Raw genomic sequence first — 16085 nt, 5'->3', positions numbered from 1 at the left:
GTATATCTCCTAAGACAATAGGTTATACTTCTAAAATAGATTGGTTTGTTTAACTTTTCAAATCTCTTAAAGTTCGTAAAAAAAAACGACTTTTAATAATTTAATAGTGATTCCTTAGATAAAAACCTACTTACGCTTATGCGCTAAATACACGCCAATTAAGATGATTAGCGTCGCTAACCCCTGGACAATCCCAAAACGCTCACCATCTAACACACCCCAAAAAACTGCAATTATTGGCATTAAATACGTAACGGAAGAGGCAAAAACCGGAGTGGCGATGTGTACCAACTTGTTAAACATTACTTTGGCTATTGCCGTACCGAATAACGACAAAATTAGCATGTAGCATAATGCCGGTTTTAAAGTAGGCGCAGACAGTACCTCTGGTTTAAAAAACCCTGAAAACACCAATATTATAACTGCTGGCAATACTATAGCGGCAAAATTCCCGACAGCTATAGTAAGGGCGCTCACATGCTGTAAGTAGCGTTTTAAAATATTTACGCTCGCTGCATACATTAAGGTAGCTAATATTACAAATGCAACATACAGATAGTTTTGATTTGGATTCAGGGATGCTCCATTTAAGATCAACAACATTGTACCAGTAAGTCCAATAAATACTCCCAAAACCTGTCGCCTTGTAGACTTCAGTTTAAAAACAAAAAACCCAAGTATAATAGTGTTTAAAGGCACTAGGGAATTTAAAATAGAAGCTACAGAGCTATCAATTTCTGTTTCTGCAAAAGCAAATAAAAATGAAGGGAAAAATGTACCTAAAAGCCCCGTGAGAATTACCCATTTCCATTCCTTTAGTTTTATAGATTTTATACGATTAAAACCAACAACAAATAAAAAAACCGTTGTAAAAATAATACGAATAGCACCTAGTTGCACAGGGGTTAAACCTACTAGCCCCTTTTTAATTAAAATGAACGAACTTCCCCAAATAAGAGAAAGTACAACAAGATATATCCATTTTACGGATTTTACAGCCATTACTACCACGTATTATTCTAAGGGCACAAAAGTGAAGTTTTTAACCCAATAAATCGCATTATTTAGTAATTTTGTAACATATTTTTAAAATACCCATTTCATATGAAAACAATAACATACATTCTTGGCGCTACATTATGTTTTCTATTGGCGACAAACTGTAAAAATAACAAAGAAGCCGAAGTAAAAACCATTGAAGTTGAAACCACTGAGGCTAAAAAAGAATTAGACCCAAACGCAACCTATGCTAAAGCTGAATTTACCGTGAAAGGCATGACATGTGCCGTAGGTTGTGCTGCCACCATTGAAAAGAAAATTGCAAAAATGGAAGGTGTAACCTATGCTAAAGTTGATTTTGAAAACGAATTAGCTATGGTGGAGTACGATGAAGCTAAAGTAACTCCTAATAGTTTGGAAGCTACCGTTACAGGTGTTGCCGACACTTACAAGGTTAGCGACATGAAAACGGTTGACGCGTTCTCTAATGAAGCTAAAACTAAAGCCTGCGAACCTGGTTGTGAAAAAGACTGTTGTAAAAACAAAGCAACAGGTACTGAAAAAATGGCCTGTAAGGCAGATTGCAAAAAAGCCTGTTGCGCACAAAAAGCTTAAGCCCCATGTTGACATTCCTTCTTTTGTGAGAATGATCCCATAATGCAATCAATCTTACGAATTGATTTTTTTAAAATTAAGTGTTGATAAAAAAGCTTCCCTTAAAAGGGAAGCTTTTTTATTGCCACTCGATAGTTTCTATAATACGCTGAATATCCTTTTGCAAATAATTCGCTGCAGGTAAAATAGAATCGTAATTGGGTTTCGCCTTAAAATACAAAGAGCCTGTTAAAAAATGATTTATACTGTCCGTAACATAAAACTGCGCTGGAGAAGCAGCATTCCCCTTAACTTCCGATAGCATACCATACACCCTCCGTTCAGCATTTTCATAAGGATATACTGGAATTTCATCTGCTTTCTTTGTGTGTTCTAAAGTTAGTTTTTGGGCATCTCTTAAAAAATCATTCAAGTTCTTTTCCTTGCCTTCAATGGCCTTATACGTTAAAAATAAAGTAGCTTTTAATGGTTTATAATGCAAGTTCACACCATAACTTTCAGTTGTGCTTTTTAAGGGTTTAACGCTTATATCTTCAACCAAACTACTCACTTCAAAAGATAACGGCATTTTTGGTAGATGTTGTGTTTTATAGGTCGCTTCAGGAAAATCCAATCTTAAATATGCTTTTGGTTTAGGCAGATAATCTTCCCCGCCGCAAGACACGAAAATAAAAACGAAACCTAATAATATGCCAAGTTGTAGCTTCATGTTAAATAATTGTAACCTTTACGCGTTTTATGCGTTTTTTATCCATAGCCTCTATTGTGAAAACGTAATCTCTAAAAAATATTTTAGATTGTAGTTTGGGGAAACTTCCAGAAATTTCTAAAACAAACCCTGCAATGGTTTCGGCTTCACCTTTTTCATCATCAAAAATAGAATCATCTTCTAGCTTAATCACTTTGTAAAAATCTTTTAAAGCTGTTTTTCCTTCAAAAACATAATTTTTATCATCTAGCTTAGAGTAGTTTAAATCTTCATCATCAAACTCATCGCTAATATCACCTACAATTTCTTCAATAATATCTTCTAAAGAAATTAATCCTGAAGTGCCTCCGTATTCATCAACAACAACAGCCAAGTGCACTTTTTTCTCTTGGAACTCCGCCATCAAATCATCCAGCTTTTTATTCTCTGGCACGAAGAACGGTTCTCGCAGTAGGTTTGTCCAATCAAATTGTTTTCTATCTATGTACGGCAACAAATCCTTTACATAAAGAATTCCTTTTATTTGATCTATGTTTTCTTCGTAAACTGGTATTCTAGAATATCCGTTCTCAACAATTTCAGGGATAATCTCTGTATATTTTTGCGATGCATTTAAGGCGAAAATATCGATACGCGGGCGCATAACCTGCTTGGTATCTGTATTTCCAAATGAAACTATACCTTGTAAAATTTTCTTTTCTTCTTTTGAAGTGTCTTCATGACTTGTTAACTCTAAGGCTTGAGATAATTGATCCACGCTTAAATTAGATTTTTGCTTCCCTAATTTATTATGTATACCTAAAGTAACGCTACGCATAGGTAAGCTTACAGGAGATAACAATACATCTAAAACCCTTAGAGGATAGGCCATAATACCGGCAAATTTAAGGTTGTTTCTACTGGCATAAATTTTTGGTAAAATTTCACCAAATAACAAAATCAAAAAAGTAACAACAATAACTTCTAAAATAAATTTTGCCGTTGGATTTGTAACACCTCCAAACATAAAATCACCCAAATAAGCAAATAATAGCACTATGGCAATATTTATGAAATTATTGGCTACTAAAATTGTTGCCAATAGCTTTTTAGGGCGCTCTAATAGTTGAAGAATAATTTTAAATGGCCTGCTTTCTGCTTCAGGATGGTTATCAATATCGGTTCTTGTTAACGAAAACAGTGCCACCTCTGCTCCAGAAATTAATGCAGAACAACATAACAGTACAAAAAGCAACACAAAGCCAAAAACAACTGGAATATCAATTGCTAAAAATAAAAAATGTAAACTCGGGGGTTCAGGATCCACCTAATTCGGATTTAGTTAAACTTAAGGTTAAAATGGTAAATCATCGTTATCATCCACAGGAGGCTGACTTGGAGCTGAAGGACTTGCTTGTCCACTACTACCAGAATTGGCAGCATTGGCCTCGCTTTCTTTTTTAGTAGATAAAAACGTAAAATCGGTACATTGAATTTCTGTAGAATAACGGTCGTTACCCTTATCATCTGTCCATTTTCTAGTTTTTATACGGCCTTCAATATATACCTTATCACCTTTACTCAAATACTTTTCGCAAATTTCCGCACCTTTGTTTCTTACCACTATATTATGCCATTCGGTATTGGTAATACGTTCGTTGGTTTGCTTGCTCATGTAGGTTTCGCTAGTTGCCAAGGGAAAACGCCCTACGCAACCACCACCTTCAAAATAGTGCATTTTAACATCATCGCCCAAATTACCAATTAGCATTACTTTATTTAATGAACCTGCCATAATTTAAATGTTTTAGAGAATGCAAAAGTAAGTATTCATTCTTCACATTTTTAAAATTAGTAAAAAAATAAGAATATTCTAAGACATATTATATTTTGGGCATTACCCCCTCGGTCGCTGAGGCTCTCAAAGCGGGGGTCAGGCTTTCCGCTAATAGTTTTGGCGCGATGCGCCTCGCCAAAAGCTACCGCTGCAATCCCTAAAGCAGAGATATCGGCAACTATTAGGTTTAACAAGAGCAATATTATGTTCACTTAATCGTTATCAATCCAACCAAATATCAATTCGAATGAAGGACATCAGAAAATGGGTTTTTAGCATATTTATGTTTTGTATAGCAATGCTCTTATCTGTAGCCGCTGCAGCCCCTTATAATATTGGAAAATTAATACTATTTATTAGCGCTGTTATTATTATTGGAGGTTTGGTTATATCTTTATCTATTAGCGTTTGGTCTAAGCGAAATCGAAAATCATCCTTTATCAAAAGCTTTAAACTTTCATTTGGCTTAAGTGCCCTATTATTTATTTTTGGTTATTTGTTTACTGCGTTACAGCCTGTTATTTTTAAATGAGAATTCTATACAAAATACTTACTAGTATCATATTTATACCAATTCTCGCTTTTGTATTCCTTTTTGGAGGAGTTTCTTTAATGGAGGGTTACAATATATTTGATCCGTACATTGATACAGAATTTTCTGAAAACTACACCCCTGAAAAGTTCGACTTAATACAAATGGACTTAAGTATGGAAGAAGTTGTTGAACTCATTGGGGAACCATTACGAAAGTGGACTTTGAAAAATGAAATCCAATTTTTATATACCCGTGATTCTTTTTTAAGCAAAAGGAGTAATATAAAGTATTTAATTAGAGATTTTGCATGGTATCGTTCAAGTGTATATTTTGACGGAAAAGGACAAATTACCAAGATAGAAAAGGGATGGAGTTATGACTAAGGATTATAGGCACTTAATCTTAGCTATTTGCTTGTCAAGGTAAGCCCTAACTTTCAAACTCCTCAATAAACTTCCCAATCAAAATAGGTACAGGGTATTTAGTAATTGTTTCAAAAGGCACACCATTCTCAACCGAATCAATACTAACTATCCAAAAGGTCGTATTCAAATGTTGATGGGATAACTTATGAACTTTCGGTACGTCATTATATTGATGCAGTTCAAAAGATTTTCCTTTAGGGATTGGATGACTCTCAACTAATTTTAAAAACTGATTATAATTCATATTCTTATCCGTTTCTATCAAAGGGAACTGATACAGATTCTGCCAAATACCCTTTCCTTCTCGTTTTTCTAAAACGGTTTTTTTGTCTTCCGATAGAAACACCAAAAAATTAAAATAGCGCTGCTTTACTTTAAGCTTTTTTAACTTCACAGGAAGTTCATCAACCTTACCCTTATTATATGCGACACAAGATTCTTGAAACGGACAAAACATGCACTCTGGATTCTTGGGCCTACATTGTGTCGCACCAAATTCCATAATGGCTTGGTTAAACGTTGCGGGGTCTTTTTTATCTAGTAGTTCTTGGGCTAAAGTTTTAAACGCTTTAATGCCTGCTGTGGAATTTATTGGTGTTTTAATACCAAAATAACGGGATAACACACGGTACACGTTACCATCTACAACTGCAGTAGCTTCATTAAAACAAATAGATGCTATGGCACTGGCAGTGTAATCGCCAACACCTTTCAGGTTTAAAAGGTCTTTATAGGTCTTAGGAAAAACGCCATTACATTCATTTACCACGTATTTCGCCGTAAAATGTAAGTTCCTAGCACGAGAATAATATCCAAGTCCTTGCCAGAGTTTTAACACCTCACTTTCCTTTGCGTTTGCCAAATCAAAAACCGTTGGAAAATGTTCAGTAAAAGCTTCGTAATACGGCAATCCTTGTTTCACCTGTGTTTGCTGTAAAATAATTTCCGATAGCCAAATAAAATATGGGTTTTGGGTTTCGCGCCAAGGCAAACATCTTTTATTGCTTGAATACCAGCGAATTAAAATTTCTGAAAAAGCCATGGATTAATTTTCTACGAAGTGCTAAAATAAACGTTTATAATCTTAAATTTTAATGAATTAGGTTTGAAATATTGAATATTAAATGCATATATTTGCATCCCTTTTAGAATTTATATAACCCGAATAATAAAAAGATTAAAAATGACAAAGGCTGATTTAGTAGCAAAAATTTCTGAGAAATTAGGAATAGAAAAAGGAGATGTTCAAGCAACCGTTGAAACATTTATGGAAGAAGTAAAAACGTCACTTGAAAGTGGTGATAATGTATATTTAAGAGGTTTTGGAAGCTTTATAATTAAAACAAGAGCAGAAAAAACTGGAAGAAATATCTCTAAAAATACTACTATAAAAATTCCGGCACATAACATACCTGCATTTAAGCCTGCAAAAGTTTTTGTTGAAGGTGTTAAATCTAATGTAGAAGTTAAGTAAAATATCAAGATAAATTATTAATTTAAAAAGACACTATTTATGCCAAGTGGTAAAAAACGCAAAAGACATAAGGTAGCGACGCATAAGCGTAAAAAACGTAGACGCGCTAACCGTCACAAAAAGAAAAAATAAATCGAAAAAGTAGTTAAGATAGCTACTTTTTTTGATTGTAACAACAACAAAGTTCTTTGAAATGAGTTCATATATTTTTAACACTACAACTAGTGTATTTTGAACTCCACGGATTAAAATCCTGTGAAAAAATAATGTATAATCCATCTGTTGCGCCTTCGTGCAATGGATTAAAATTAACACAATGGATAAAGAATTGATTATTCGATCTAATTCAGAAGCTGTTGATTTTGCCTTATTAAAAGATGGAAAACTTATTGAATTACAAAAGGATGAAGATGATAACAATTTTTCGGTTGGCGACGTGTTTATCGCCAAAATTCGTAAAACTGTTCCAGGACTAAACGCTGCATTTGTAAATGTAGGGTATGATAAAGATGCTTTTTTGCACTATCATGATTTAGGGCCTAAATTACCTTCACTTTTAAAATTCACAAAACGTGTAAGCACAGGTAAATTAAAAGATTTTTCTTTAAAAAACTTCCCATTTGAAAAGGATATTGAGAAAGATGGCAAAATTGCCGACGTCTTAAAATCCAATCAATCGCTATTAGTACAAATTGTTAAAGAACCCATATCTACAAAAGGGCCGCGGATAACCTCAGAGTTATCGGTAGCTGGTAGATATATTGTTTTAATGCCTTTTTCCAACCGAATTTCTATTTCACAAAAGATAGAGGATCGTGAAGAAAAAGACCGCTTAAAACGATTGGTAAAAAGTATTACACCACAAGGTTTTGGTATAATAGTTCGCACTGTAGCACAAGGCAAAAAAGTAGCCGAATTAGATAAAGATTTACAGAATTTGCTCCATCGTTGGAATGCAATGTGTAAAAAATTGTACAAAGCGCATCACCCTAGTAAAGTATTAGGGGAAATGAACAAGGCCTCGTCAATCTTACGAGACATATTTAATGATTCCTTTACTGGAATAACAGTAGATGATGAAACGCTGTACTACCAAATTAAAGATTACTTGCAAGAAATTGCACCTAAAAAAGAAGCAATAGTTAAATTGTATCAATCTAAAGTTCCAATTTTCGAAAAATTCGGAATTGAAAGACAGATAAAAACCTCTTTTGGAAAAACTGTTTCCATGACAAAAGGCGCCTATTTGGTAATAGAACACACCGAAGCGCTGCATGTTATAGATGTAAACAGCGGCAACAGATCTAACAAATCTAACAACCAAGAGGAAACAGCCTTAGAAGTTAACTTAATTTCAGCTACAGAAATTGCACGCCAACTGCGTTTGCGGGATATGGGCGGCATCATTGTAATTGATTTTATAGACATGACAAAGTCTGAAAATAGGCAGAAACTCTTTAATCACCTTCGCGATGAAATGAAGGACGATAGAGCAAAACATAAAATACTGCCACCAAGTAAATTTGGTTTGATACAAATTACAAGACAACGTACACGCCCCGAAATGAATATAAAAACTCGTGAGGAGAATCCTGATGAGATTATAAACGGTTCTGAGGTAGAAGCACCTATAAGTTTGGTGCAAAAAATAAACCATGATCTTGAAATACTATTTAAAAAAGACTATAAGAAGGTGACCCTAAACACACATCCTTTTATAGCGGCCTTTTTAACCAAAGGCTTTCCATCTATACGTTCTAAATGGTTTTTAGAACACAAAAAATGGGTGAAGATTTTACCCCGCGATGCTTACACATATTTAGAATATCATTTTTTTGATAAAAATGGTAATCAAATTAAATAATTAAAAAAAACCCGCTACTTTTTAAGTTTGCGGGTTTTTTGTTTTTAGATACACAACACTAAATTTATCAAAAACTTAAGGTGCAGGATTAGGAATAGCATTATGCACCGCATTAATCTCCTTGATAATGTCTTCACTTAAATCTATATGAATACTATCAATATTTTCTTTAAGCTGCTCAAGCGTTGTTGCCCCAATAATATTTCCAGTTAAAAATGGTTGTTGATTTATAAATGCCAATGACATTTGAGTTAAAGACAAACCATGTTTTTCGGCTATTTTAAAATAGCGTTTTGTGGCTTCTAAAGCTTGTGGGCTATTATAACGCCCTGCAAATCTCGGAAACAAATCAAATCTTGAGTTTTTTGGTAGTTTGCCATCAATATATTTACCAGAAAGCGAACCAGATGCCAATGGCGAATATGCCAAAAGCCCAATATTTTCTCTAATGGACATTTCAGCTAAATCACTTTCAAAAGTGCGATTCAGCAAAGAGTAGGGGTTTTGTATGGTCTTTACTCTCGGTAAGTTATTTGTTTTAGATTCTTCCAAATAACGCATTACTCCCCATGACCTCTCGTTCGAAATTCCTATTTCTCTTACTTTTCCAGCTTTAACAAAACCATTTAAAGTTTGTAGTATTTCATGAAAGTTATCTTCCCAAGCATCATTTGGATTATATTTGAAATCTCGCTGTCCAAAATAATTGGTTTGTCGCTCTGGCCAATGCAATTGATACAAATCGATATAATCGGTTTGTAAGCGTTTTAAACTATTATCTAAAGCTTCATTTAGAGCATTTGTACTAAATCCCGTTTTCCGAACATGAGCTGTATAATCCCCTGGACCGCAAATTTTTGATGCTAGTACAATCTTATCTCTATAGCCTGTTTTCCTGAACCAATTGCCGATAATTCTTTCGGTTTCTGCATAGGTTTCAGCATTTGCAGGAACGGGATATAATTCAGCAGTATCAAAGAAATTCACTCCGCTATCTAAGGCATAGTCCATTTGTTTAAAGCCTTCGTCTTGCGTGTTTTGGTTTCCCCACGTCATGGTGCCAAGGCATATTTTACTTACTTCTATATCGGTATTAGGTATTTTAGTGTATTTCATTTTAGATGATTAGTCATGTTAGACATCTTGAATTTCTAGGCGAAGTGTAAAGATAAAAAACCGTTAAGAGCCTATTACCCTTATTAACGGTTTTTTATGCGTTAGGGATTGAACACTTTGACTGCGCTCAGTGCAGGCTATATGTTGGAGTTCCTCGCAGAGAGCAACTAGTGAAATGTTGTTTACATTCACGAATTCTTTAATTTAAATATAAACCAATGAGTAAAGCCCTACCCCGCTTCGAGAGCCTCAGCGACCAAGCGGGGTAACGCCCTGCTACTACTCGTTCAATAAGCGAGACAATTCATCTAATTTAGGCGTTAGAATTACTTCGATTCGTCTGTTTTTTGCTCTACCTTCCTCCGTGTCGTTCGAGGCAACCGGTGCATATTCACCACGACCGGCTGCGGTTAAGTTTTCTGGATTTATCGCTGTATTTTCCCGTAAAATATTTACGATAGCAGTGGCACGTTTTGTGGATAAATCCCAATTGCTCGTAAGTGCACCATTACCAGAATAAGGTATGTTATCTGTATGACCCTCTATAAGTACAGCAATATCAGGGTTTTCGGATAATACATTTCCAAGACTTCTAACTGCAGTTTTTCCATCAGCATTCACTGCCCAACTCCCTGATTGGAATAACAATTTGTTTTCCATAGATACATATACCTTGCCACCGCGTTGCTCAACAGTTAAGCCTTTGCCTTCAAAATCTGTTAGGGCTCTTGAAATCGCATTTTTTAACTGTGTCATCGCCGCGTCTTTTGTTGCAATTACATTTTCTAATTCTGCTATGCGGTTAGAACGCTCTTCCAAGGCTTGTTTAAGTTTCTGTAAACGCTCGCTTTCAGCTGCTAGAGCCTGTTCCTTAGCTTCCAGTTCTGCTAACAATTCCCTGTTTTTTTTAGAATTTTTTGTAATCGCCTCTGAGCTATTCTTTTCCAAAGCAGCGTAAGATGCTTTTAAATTATCAAGATTAGATTTAGTCGCCGCATAATCACTTCTTAAGCGGTTGCGTTCAGCAATAGCTTCGTCATAAGCTGCTTGTAACTGTTTTAAATCGTTTTCTGCACTTGTTTTTCCTGCTAAAAGTGATTCGTTTTCCTTAGTCAGCTTTCTGTTTTCTTGTTTTAAAGTGGCATATTTACTCTCTAAATCTTTATATATTTTAGGTGAGACACAAGAGGTTGTAAATACCAAAAGGATAAAGATTAATAAACTTTGTTTCATCATTGTTTAGGATATTTTAATTTGATTTATAGGCTTAACGTTCTATTTCCAATAAAATTGGACAGTGGTCGCTATGCACCGCTTCGGTTAGTATAACGGCTCTTTTTATATTTTCTTGTAATGGCTGTGAAACCATTGCATAATCTAGTCGCCAACCTTTATTGTTGGCACGTGCATTGGCTCTGTAACTCCACCAGCTATACTCTTGTCGGTCTGGGTTAAGGTACCGGAAGGAATCGATAAACCCACTATCAATAAAATTTCCAATCCATTCGCGTTCTACGGGAAGAAATCCTGATACACCTTTCATTTTTGGATTATGAATATCAATTTCTTCATGACAAATGTTGTAATCGCCGCAAATCACCAATTTTGGAATATCTTTTTTCAAGTTATCGATATACTCTTGAAACATATCCATATACTCTAGCTTATGATTTAGACGTGCATCATTAGTACCTGAAGGCAAATACAAACTCATTACGGAAACCCCATCAAAATCAACTCTTAGGTTACGTCCTTCAAAATCCATCGACTCAATACCTGTTCCATATTCCACATGCCGAGGTTCAAATTTGCTTAAAATTGCCACGCCACTATAGCCCTTTTTTTGAGCACTAAACCAATAGTTATAGGTATAGCCTGCTTCTTCAAACAGACTTAAGTCTAACTGGTCTTTCATGGCCTTTATTTCTTGCAAACAAACAACGTCTGGACTTGCACTTTTTAACCAGTTAATAAAACCTTTGTTTATAGCAGCACGAATGCCATTTACGTTATAGGAAATAATCTTCATTAGCCTCTTTAAGAATTTCAGCTAAAATAAATAATACGTTACTTTTACACCATAATTCACCTAAGGAGTTATAACGAATTCTATTAACATAATATTTTAAGCTAAATATAGTTTAAATACCTAATGAAGTACGTCCTACTAATTACGTTTGTATTGTTAAGTTTTGGTGGTTTTGCCCAAAGCCAAAACAGCAAATACAAAACTAAAAAAGTAGCAGTAAGAGATACCATTTTGGTAGATAGCGTAAGTATTAATTCCAGTTGGTTTTCGGTTAAAACAAAAAATAATAAAATTTTAGACTCTTCATTTTATAACATCGATTTTCCTACTGCGAAATTAACGTTTAAAAAACCAGTTGCTAGTGACTCTATTATCATTAACTATTTAAAATTTCCTGAATTTTTAACCAAAACCTATAAGCAATTAGACGAAAGCATTATTGTAAAAAATAACGAAGGCGTTGAAAAACTATATCAGCTTTCCCAATCCAATACCTCAAGAAATTTTGTGCCTTTTGATGGATTAACTACCTCTGGAAGTATCTCTAGAGGTGTTACCGTTGGAAACAATCAAAACTCTGTGTTGAATAGTGAATTAGATTTACAAATTACAGGGAAACTAAACGAGAAGGTATCATTAAGAGCATCTATTCAAGACGCGAATATTCCCTTACAAGAGAGCGGGTATAGCCAACGTTTGGATGAATTTGATCAAGTATTTATTGAACTGTTTAGTGACAATTGGAATATTCGCGCAGGTGATATCGATTTACAAAACACCAATTCTTTCTTTGGTGCGTTTTCCAAACGTGTACAAGGGTTATCCATTAATGCAAATTTAGGCGGAACGGATACCCAAACACAAGTATTTGCCGCTGGAGCATTGGTTCGCGGACAGTTTACTACAAGCCAGTTTATTGCCCAAGAAGGCAACCAAGGGCCTTATAAATTACAAGGGCAAAACGGTGAATTATTTGTATTAATAGTCTCTGGAAGCGAAACGGTTTATGTTAATGGAATTCCTTTAGAGCGTGGCGAAGACAAGGATTATATTATTGATTATAATGCTGGCGAAATTATTTTTAATACTACATTTCCTATTACTTCAGAAATGCGAATTACAGTAGATTATCAATTTAGTGATCGAAACTATTCGCGATTGGTAGCTTATGGCGGTGGGAATTTTAAAAATGAAAAATTAAAGATTGGTGTTTCGGTATATTCTGAAAATGATGCTAAAAATCAACCGTTACAACAAAATCTATCGGAAGCACAAGTTCAAGTTTTATCTAATGCCGGAGATGACCGAACACAAATGTCTGCGCCTTCTGAAATCCAAGAGTCTTTTAGTGAGAATAGAATTTTGTACCGAAAGGACATTGTTGGTGGCAATGAGGTTTTTGTATTCTCTAATAATCCAAACGAGGAATTATTCAGAGTATCCTTTACACTAGTTGGCCCTAATCAAGGAGATTATGTTCTAAGTAGCACCAACGCCATTAATAACATCTACGAATATGCTGGTGAATTACAAGGAAATTATGCCCCAATTGTACAACTTATTGCACCTACGAAACTACAAATGGCGGTTGTAAATGGCAATTATACACCTTCTGAAAAAACTCAAATTGATTTTGAGTTGGCTGGAAGTAAAAATGATTTAAACTTGTTTTCAGCAATAGACGATGACGATAATGACGGTTTTGCAGGTAGATTTAATCTAAAACAGAGTATTATTAAAAATGATAGTTTGTGGAATTTAAACGCATATATCAATACCGATTACATTCAAGACAATTTTAGAAGTATTGAAATTCTGTATAATGCAGAATTTAATCGTGACTGGAATTTAGAACAACCCAGAGGAAATCAACGCGTGGGCGATTTGGGTACACAAACTTTTTTAAATTCCGGTCTTAATTTTTCGCACTTAAAAAAAGGGCGCATCAATTATCAGTTTGAATATTTAAATTTTGCTTCAGGTTTCAATGGCAGTAGACATATTGCCATTGCTAATTTACTTCTGAATCGCTTTCGGATAAACTCCAGAACCAGTTTTTTAAATGCAGAATCCAGCATTAATACCTCAACATTTTTAAGATCTCATAATACTCTAACCTACGGTATGAGCAAAAGTTGGGTAGGCGCAAAATTGTCAATTGAAGACAACGAGCAAGCCGAAATAGCCACAAAAACATTAACGCCTTTAAGCCAGAAATTTATAGCTTACGAAACCTTTGTTGGTGTTGGTGATAGCACTAAAGTTTTTGCGCAATTTGGCTATAAACATCGCGTAAATGATAGTATTAGGAATAATCAACTTCAAAAAGTAAATACTTCAAATACGTTTTATGTTGATTCGCGTATCATTCAAAATAAAAATACCAACCTCTCGTTGTATGCCAATTACAGAACTTTAACTCATGAAAGTGACACCATTCAAGACGAGAATTCTTTAAATTCTAGATTACAATACAATCAGAAACTATTTAAGAATATTGTACAAAGCAACACGGTATTTGAGACCAATTCAGGATTTTTACCGCAACAAGATTTCACCTATGTAGAAGTAGAAGCAGGACAGGGCACCTATACCTGGATTGATTACAACAATAACGGTATTCAAGAATTAGAGGAATTCGAGATTGCTCAGTTTCAAGATCAAGGCAATTACATTAGAGTATTACTGCCAAATCGTGTTTTTATTAGAACACATCAAAATAGGTTTAGCCAAACTTTAACTATCAATCCTGCGCAGTGGCGTGTTTCAGAAGAAAAATCAAAGAAATTTTGGTCGCATTTTTACAATCAAACCAGTTATTTAATCGATAGAAAAATTAGAAGAAATGGTAGTAATTTCAATTTGAATCCGTTTGAAAGTAATGCCGAAAACCAATTAGGCTTACAATTAAATTTTAGAAATGTTCTGTTTTTTAATCGAGGAAAACAAAAGTATACTACCTCTTACACATATCTTTCCAACAAATCGAGCAACACACTTTCGGTTGGTTTGTTAGAAAATAATCTAAGAAGCCATCAATTGAATTTCAATCATAAAATACAAGAAAGTTGGTTGATTACGTTTCAATCTGCAGTAGGTTCTAACGAAAGCTCAAGTGAAAACTTCACAAGTAAAAACTTTAAGTTTGATGAAGCATTGCTTAACCCAAAACTATCCTATTTATTCAATGAAAATAGCCGTTTTGATATCTTTTATCAATACACCACAAAAGATAATACCATTGGTGGGCTGGAAGCGTTGTCTCAACAAAAATTTGGCGTAGGCTTCAATTTATCTAAAAATGAAAAGGGCGCCGTAAATGGTGAAGTAAATTACTTTTTAAACAACTTTGATGGCAATCCAAATACACCTGTAGCATTTCAAATGTTGGAAGGTTTACAACCAGGCAATAATTTTACATGGACGCTATTAGCCCAAAAAAAACTGACAAAATTCTTAGATTTGAATTTGAGTTACTTCGGAAGAAAAACTGAGACTAGTAAAACTATCCATACAGGGAATATTCAGTTGAAGGCTTATTTTTAAAAAGTAATTTGGTCTATTTTATTAAACAATAGAATAATTTGACGAACTACCTCTTTATAAAAATCTGGGTGAATCTTGTCGTAATCGTCCGTATGTTTATGATAATCCTTATGGTCTGCAACACCAAAATACAAAAAGGGAATTTCCTTTCTATAAAATGATGCATGGTCGGACGAATATGTCCAATCTTCTAAATTATCAGAACCATCATGCCCTAAAGTTAATTTTACCTTTTTTGATGCGGATGTAAATTCATTTAAAAGTGCTTCTAATGATTTATGCGTCTTAGCGCCCACAATAAACAGCTCGCTATTATTACTTCTACTAATCATATCCATATTAATATTGCACACAATTTTATCTTCTGAAACAATAGGATGCTTTACGTAATACTTTGAACCTTCCAAACCAAGTTCTTCGGCATCAAAAGCAGCTAAAATCACTGAATGTTTTGGTGGGTTTTTCTTAAAATATTGGGCAAATGCTAGTAGCGCAGATACTCCTGATGCATTATCATCAGCCCCATTATAGACTGTGCTATTTTGAATTCCTAAATGATCGTAATGTGCACTAATAACTATATACTCTTCGGGTTTGGTAGCTCCATGAATAATCCCTAATACATTTGTTCCTGTATATTTTTGGTTGGCGTATGAAAAGTCAAATCCTTGTTCAAAGGCATTAATAAGTGGTTTTACTTCTAATGTTTCAAACTGGTTTATGATGTAGTTACGTGCTTTTTTTGAACCCTCCGTTCCAGTTTTTCTGCCTTCAAACATATCAGAAGCTAATATTTTAACGTCTGATAACAATAGATCAGCATCAAACATAGTTTTACCCTGAGCACAGGCAGATAAAACAACGAATAATAAACAGTAAAAAAGGACTTTACATCTCATTGTAGTTAAATTAAAACGAAAATGAAGGTATAAAAAAAGGCCCATAGTTTTGCTATGA

General features: G+C 34.5%; 14 protein-coding genes. 5 read left to right on the top strand and 9 right to left on the bottom strand.

The window, feature by feature from the left end:
- Nucleotides 1-126: 126 nt before the first annotated feature.
- Complete coding sequence (locus BMY39_RS03415) at nt 127-1002, bottom strand: DMT family transporter (RefSeq protein ID WP_092575403.1); 876 nt, start codon at nt 1000-1002, stop codon at nt 127-129.
- A 102-nt stretch (nt 1003-1104) separates the two neighbouring features.
- On the opposite strand from BMY39_RS03415, the gene BMY39_RS03410 reads away from it, so the two are divergent.
- Nucleotides 1105-1614, top strand: a complete 510-nt coding sequence (locus BMY39_RS03410) for a heavy-metal-associated domain-containing protein (RefSeq protein WP_092575400.1) — start codon at nt 1105-1107, stop codon at nt 1612-1614.
- A 118-nt stretch (nt 1615-1732) separates the two neighbouring features.
- Here the strand turns inward: BMY39_RS03410 and gldD are convergent, their stop codons facing one another.
- Genes gldD through BMY39_RS03395 form a run of 3 tightly spaced genes read right to left on the bottom strand, consistent with a single transcriptional unit; the run spans nt 1733 to nt 4097 of the window.
- Nucleotides 1733-2323 carry a gliding motility lipoprotein GldD gene (gldD, locus tag BMY39_RS03405; RefSeq protein WP_092575397.1) on the bottom strand — a complete coding sequence of 197 codons (591 nt, stop codon included), beginning with the start codon at nt 2321-2323 and terminating at the stop codon, nt 1733-1735.
- A gap of 1 nt (nt 2324) precedes the next feature.
- Nucleotides 2325-3629, bottom strand: a complete 1305-nt coding sequence (locus BMY39_RS03400) for a gliding motility-associated protein GldE (RefSeq protein ID WP_092575394.1) — start codon at nt 3627-3629, stop codon at nt 2325-2327.
- 27 nt (nt 3630-3656) lie between these two features.
- A complete protein-coding gene (locus tag BMY39_RS03395) occupies nt 3657-4097 on the bottom strand; it encodes a single-stranded DNA-binding protein (RefSeq protein WP_092575391.1) in 441 nt (146 codons plus the stop codon).
- Nucleotides 4098-4667: 570 nt separating this feature from the next.
- Here BMY39_RS03395 and BMY39_RS03385 point away from each other — a divergent pair.
- Nucleotides 4668-5057 (top strand): hypothetical protein, encoded by a 390-nt coding sequence (locus BMY39_RS03385; protein ID WP_092575385.1) that lies wholly within the window; start codon nt 4668-4670, stop codon nt 5055-5057.
- Between the two features lie 46 nt (nt 5058-5103).
- Here BMY39_RS03385 and mutY read toward each other — a convergent pair whose 3' ends face one another.
- Nucleotides 5104-6141: an A/G-specific adenine glycosylase gene (mutY, locus tag BMY39_RS03380; RefSeq protein ID WP_092575382.1), complete on the bottom strand. Its 1038-nt coding sequence runs from the start codon at nt 6139-6141 to the stop codon at nt 5104-5106.
- A gap of 123 nt (nt 6142-6264) precedes the next feature.
- Between mutY and BMY39_RS03375 the strand changes: the two genes are divergently transcribed.
- Entirely contained in the window at nt 6265-6573 is a 309-nt protein-coding gene (locus tag BMY39_RS03375) for an HU family DNA-binding protein (protein ID WP_262490328.1), read from the top strand.
- A 316-nt stretch (nt 6574-6889) separates the two neighbouring features.
- Nucleotides 6890-8437 (top strand): Rne/Rng family ribonuclease, encoded by a 1548-nt coding sequence (locus BMY39_RS03370; protein WP_092575376.1) that lies wholly within the window; start codon nt 6890-6892, stop codon nt 8435-8437.
- A gap of 75 nt (nt 8438-8512) precedes the next feature.
- Here BMY39_RS03370 and BMY39_RS03365 read toward each other — a convergent pair whose 3' ends face one another.
- From BMY39_RS03365 to BMY39_RS03355, 3 genes are all read right to left on the bottom strand, one after another.
- A complete protein-coding gene (locus BMY39_RS03365) occupies nt 8513-9553 on the bottom strand; it encodes an aldo/keto reductase (RefSeq protein ID WP_092575373.1) in 1041 nt (346 codons plus the stop codon).
- 279 nt (nt 9554-9832) lie between these two features.
- Nucleotides 9833-10786 (bottom strand): OmpA family protein, encoded by a 954-nt coding sequence (locus BMY39_RS03360; RefSeq protein WP_394333960.1) that lies wholly within the window; start codon nt 10784-10786, stop codon nt 9833-9835.
- A gap of 34 nt (nt 10787-10820) precedes the next feature.
- Complete coding sequence (locus BMY39_RS03355) at nt 10821-11582, bottom strand: exodeoxyribonuclease III (protein ID WP_092575367.1); 762 nt, start codon at nt 11580-11582, stop codon at nt 10821-10823.
- A gap of 123 nt (nt 11583-11705) precedes the next feature.
- On the opposite strand from BMY39_RS03355, the gene BMY39_RS03350 reads away from it, so the two are divergent.
- On the top strand, nt 11706-15128 hold the full coding sequence (locus tag BMY39_RS03350) for a hypothetical protein (RefSeq protein ID WP_092575364.1): 3423 nt from the start codon (nt 11706-11708) through the stop codon (nt 15126-15128).
- On the opposite strand, the gene BMY39_RS03345 is transcribed toward BMY39_RS03350, so the two are convergent.
- On the bottom strand, nt 15125-16027 hold the full coding sequence (locus BMY39_RS03345; protein WP_092577607.1) for a M28 family peptidase: 903 nt from the start codon (nt 16025-16027) through the stop codon (nt 15125-15127). The two genes, BMY39_RS03350 and BMY39_RS03345, sit on opposite strands and share 4 nt — an antisense overlap.
- Nucleotides 16028-16085 lie beyond the last annotated feature (58 nt).

Source organism: Hyunsoonleella jejuensis, from assembly GCF_900111025.1.
Taxonomy (GTDB): domain Bacteria; phylum Bacteroidota; class Bacteroidia; order Flavobacteriales; family Flavobacteriaceae; genus Jejuia; species Jejuia jejuensis.
Note: the sequence above shows the minus strand (reverse complement) of the source record. Positions and strands in the feature narration are given on the sequence as shown.

Coding starts and splice junctions, on each gene's coding strand:
- BMY39_RS03415 (WP_092575403.1), bottom strand. CDS start 1,002: ATGGCTGTAAAATCCGTAAAATGGATATATCTTGTTGTACTTTCTCTT.
- BMY39_RS03410 (WP_092575400.1), top strand. CDS start 1,105: ATGAAAACAATAACATACATTCTTGGCGCTACATTATGTTTTCTATTG.
- gldD (WP_092575397.1), bottom strand. CDS start 2,323: ATGAAGCTACAACTTGGCATATTATTAGGTTTCGTTTTTATTTTCGTG.
- BMY39_RS03395 (WP_092575391.1), bottom strand. CDS start 4,097: ATGGCAGGTTCATTAAATAAAGTAATGCTAATTGGTAATTTGGGCGAT.
- BMY39_RS03385 (WP_092575385.1), top strand. CDS start 4,668: ATGAGAATTCTATACAAAATACTTACTAGTATCATATTTATACCAATT.
- mutY (WP_092575382.1), bottom strand. CDS start 6,141: ATGGCTTTTTCAGAAATTTTAATTCGCTGGTATTCAAGCAATAAAAGA.
- BMY39_RS03370 (WP_092575376.1), top strand. CDS start 6,890: ATGGATAAAGAATTGATTATTCGATCTAATTCAGAAGCTGTTGATTTT.
- BMY39_RS03365 (WP_092575373.1), bottom strand. CDS start 9,553: ATGAAATACACTAAAATACCTAATACCGATATAGAAGTAAGTAAAATA.
- BMY39_RS03360 (WP_394333960.1), bottom strand. CDS start 10,786: ATGAAACAAAGTTTATTAATCTTTATCCTTTTGGTATTTACAACCTCT.
- BMY39_RS03355 (WP_092575367.1), bottom strand. CDS start 11,582: ATGAAGATTATTTCCTATAACGTAAATGGCATTCGTGCTGCTATAAAC.
- BMY39_RS03350 (WP_092575364.1), top strand. CDS start 11,706: ATGAAGTACGTCCTACTAATTACGTTTGTATTGTTAAGTTTTGGTGGT.
- BMY39_RS03345 (WP_092577607.1), bottom strand. CDS start 16,027: ATGAGATGTAAAGTCCTTTTTTACTGTTTATTATTCGTTGTTTTATCT.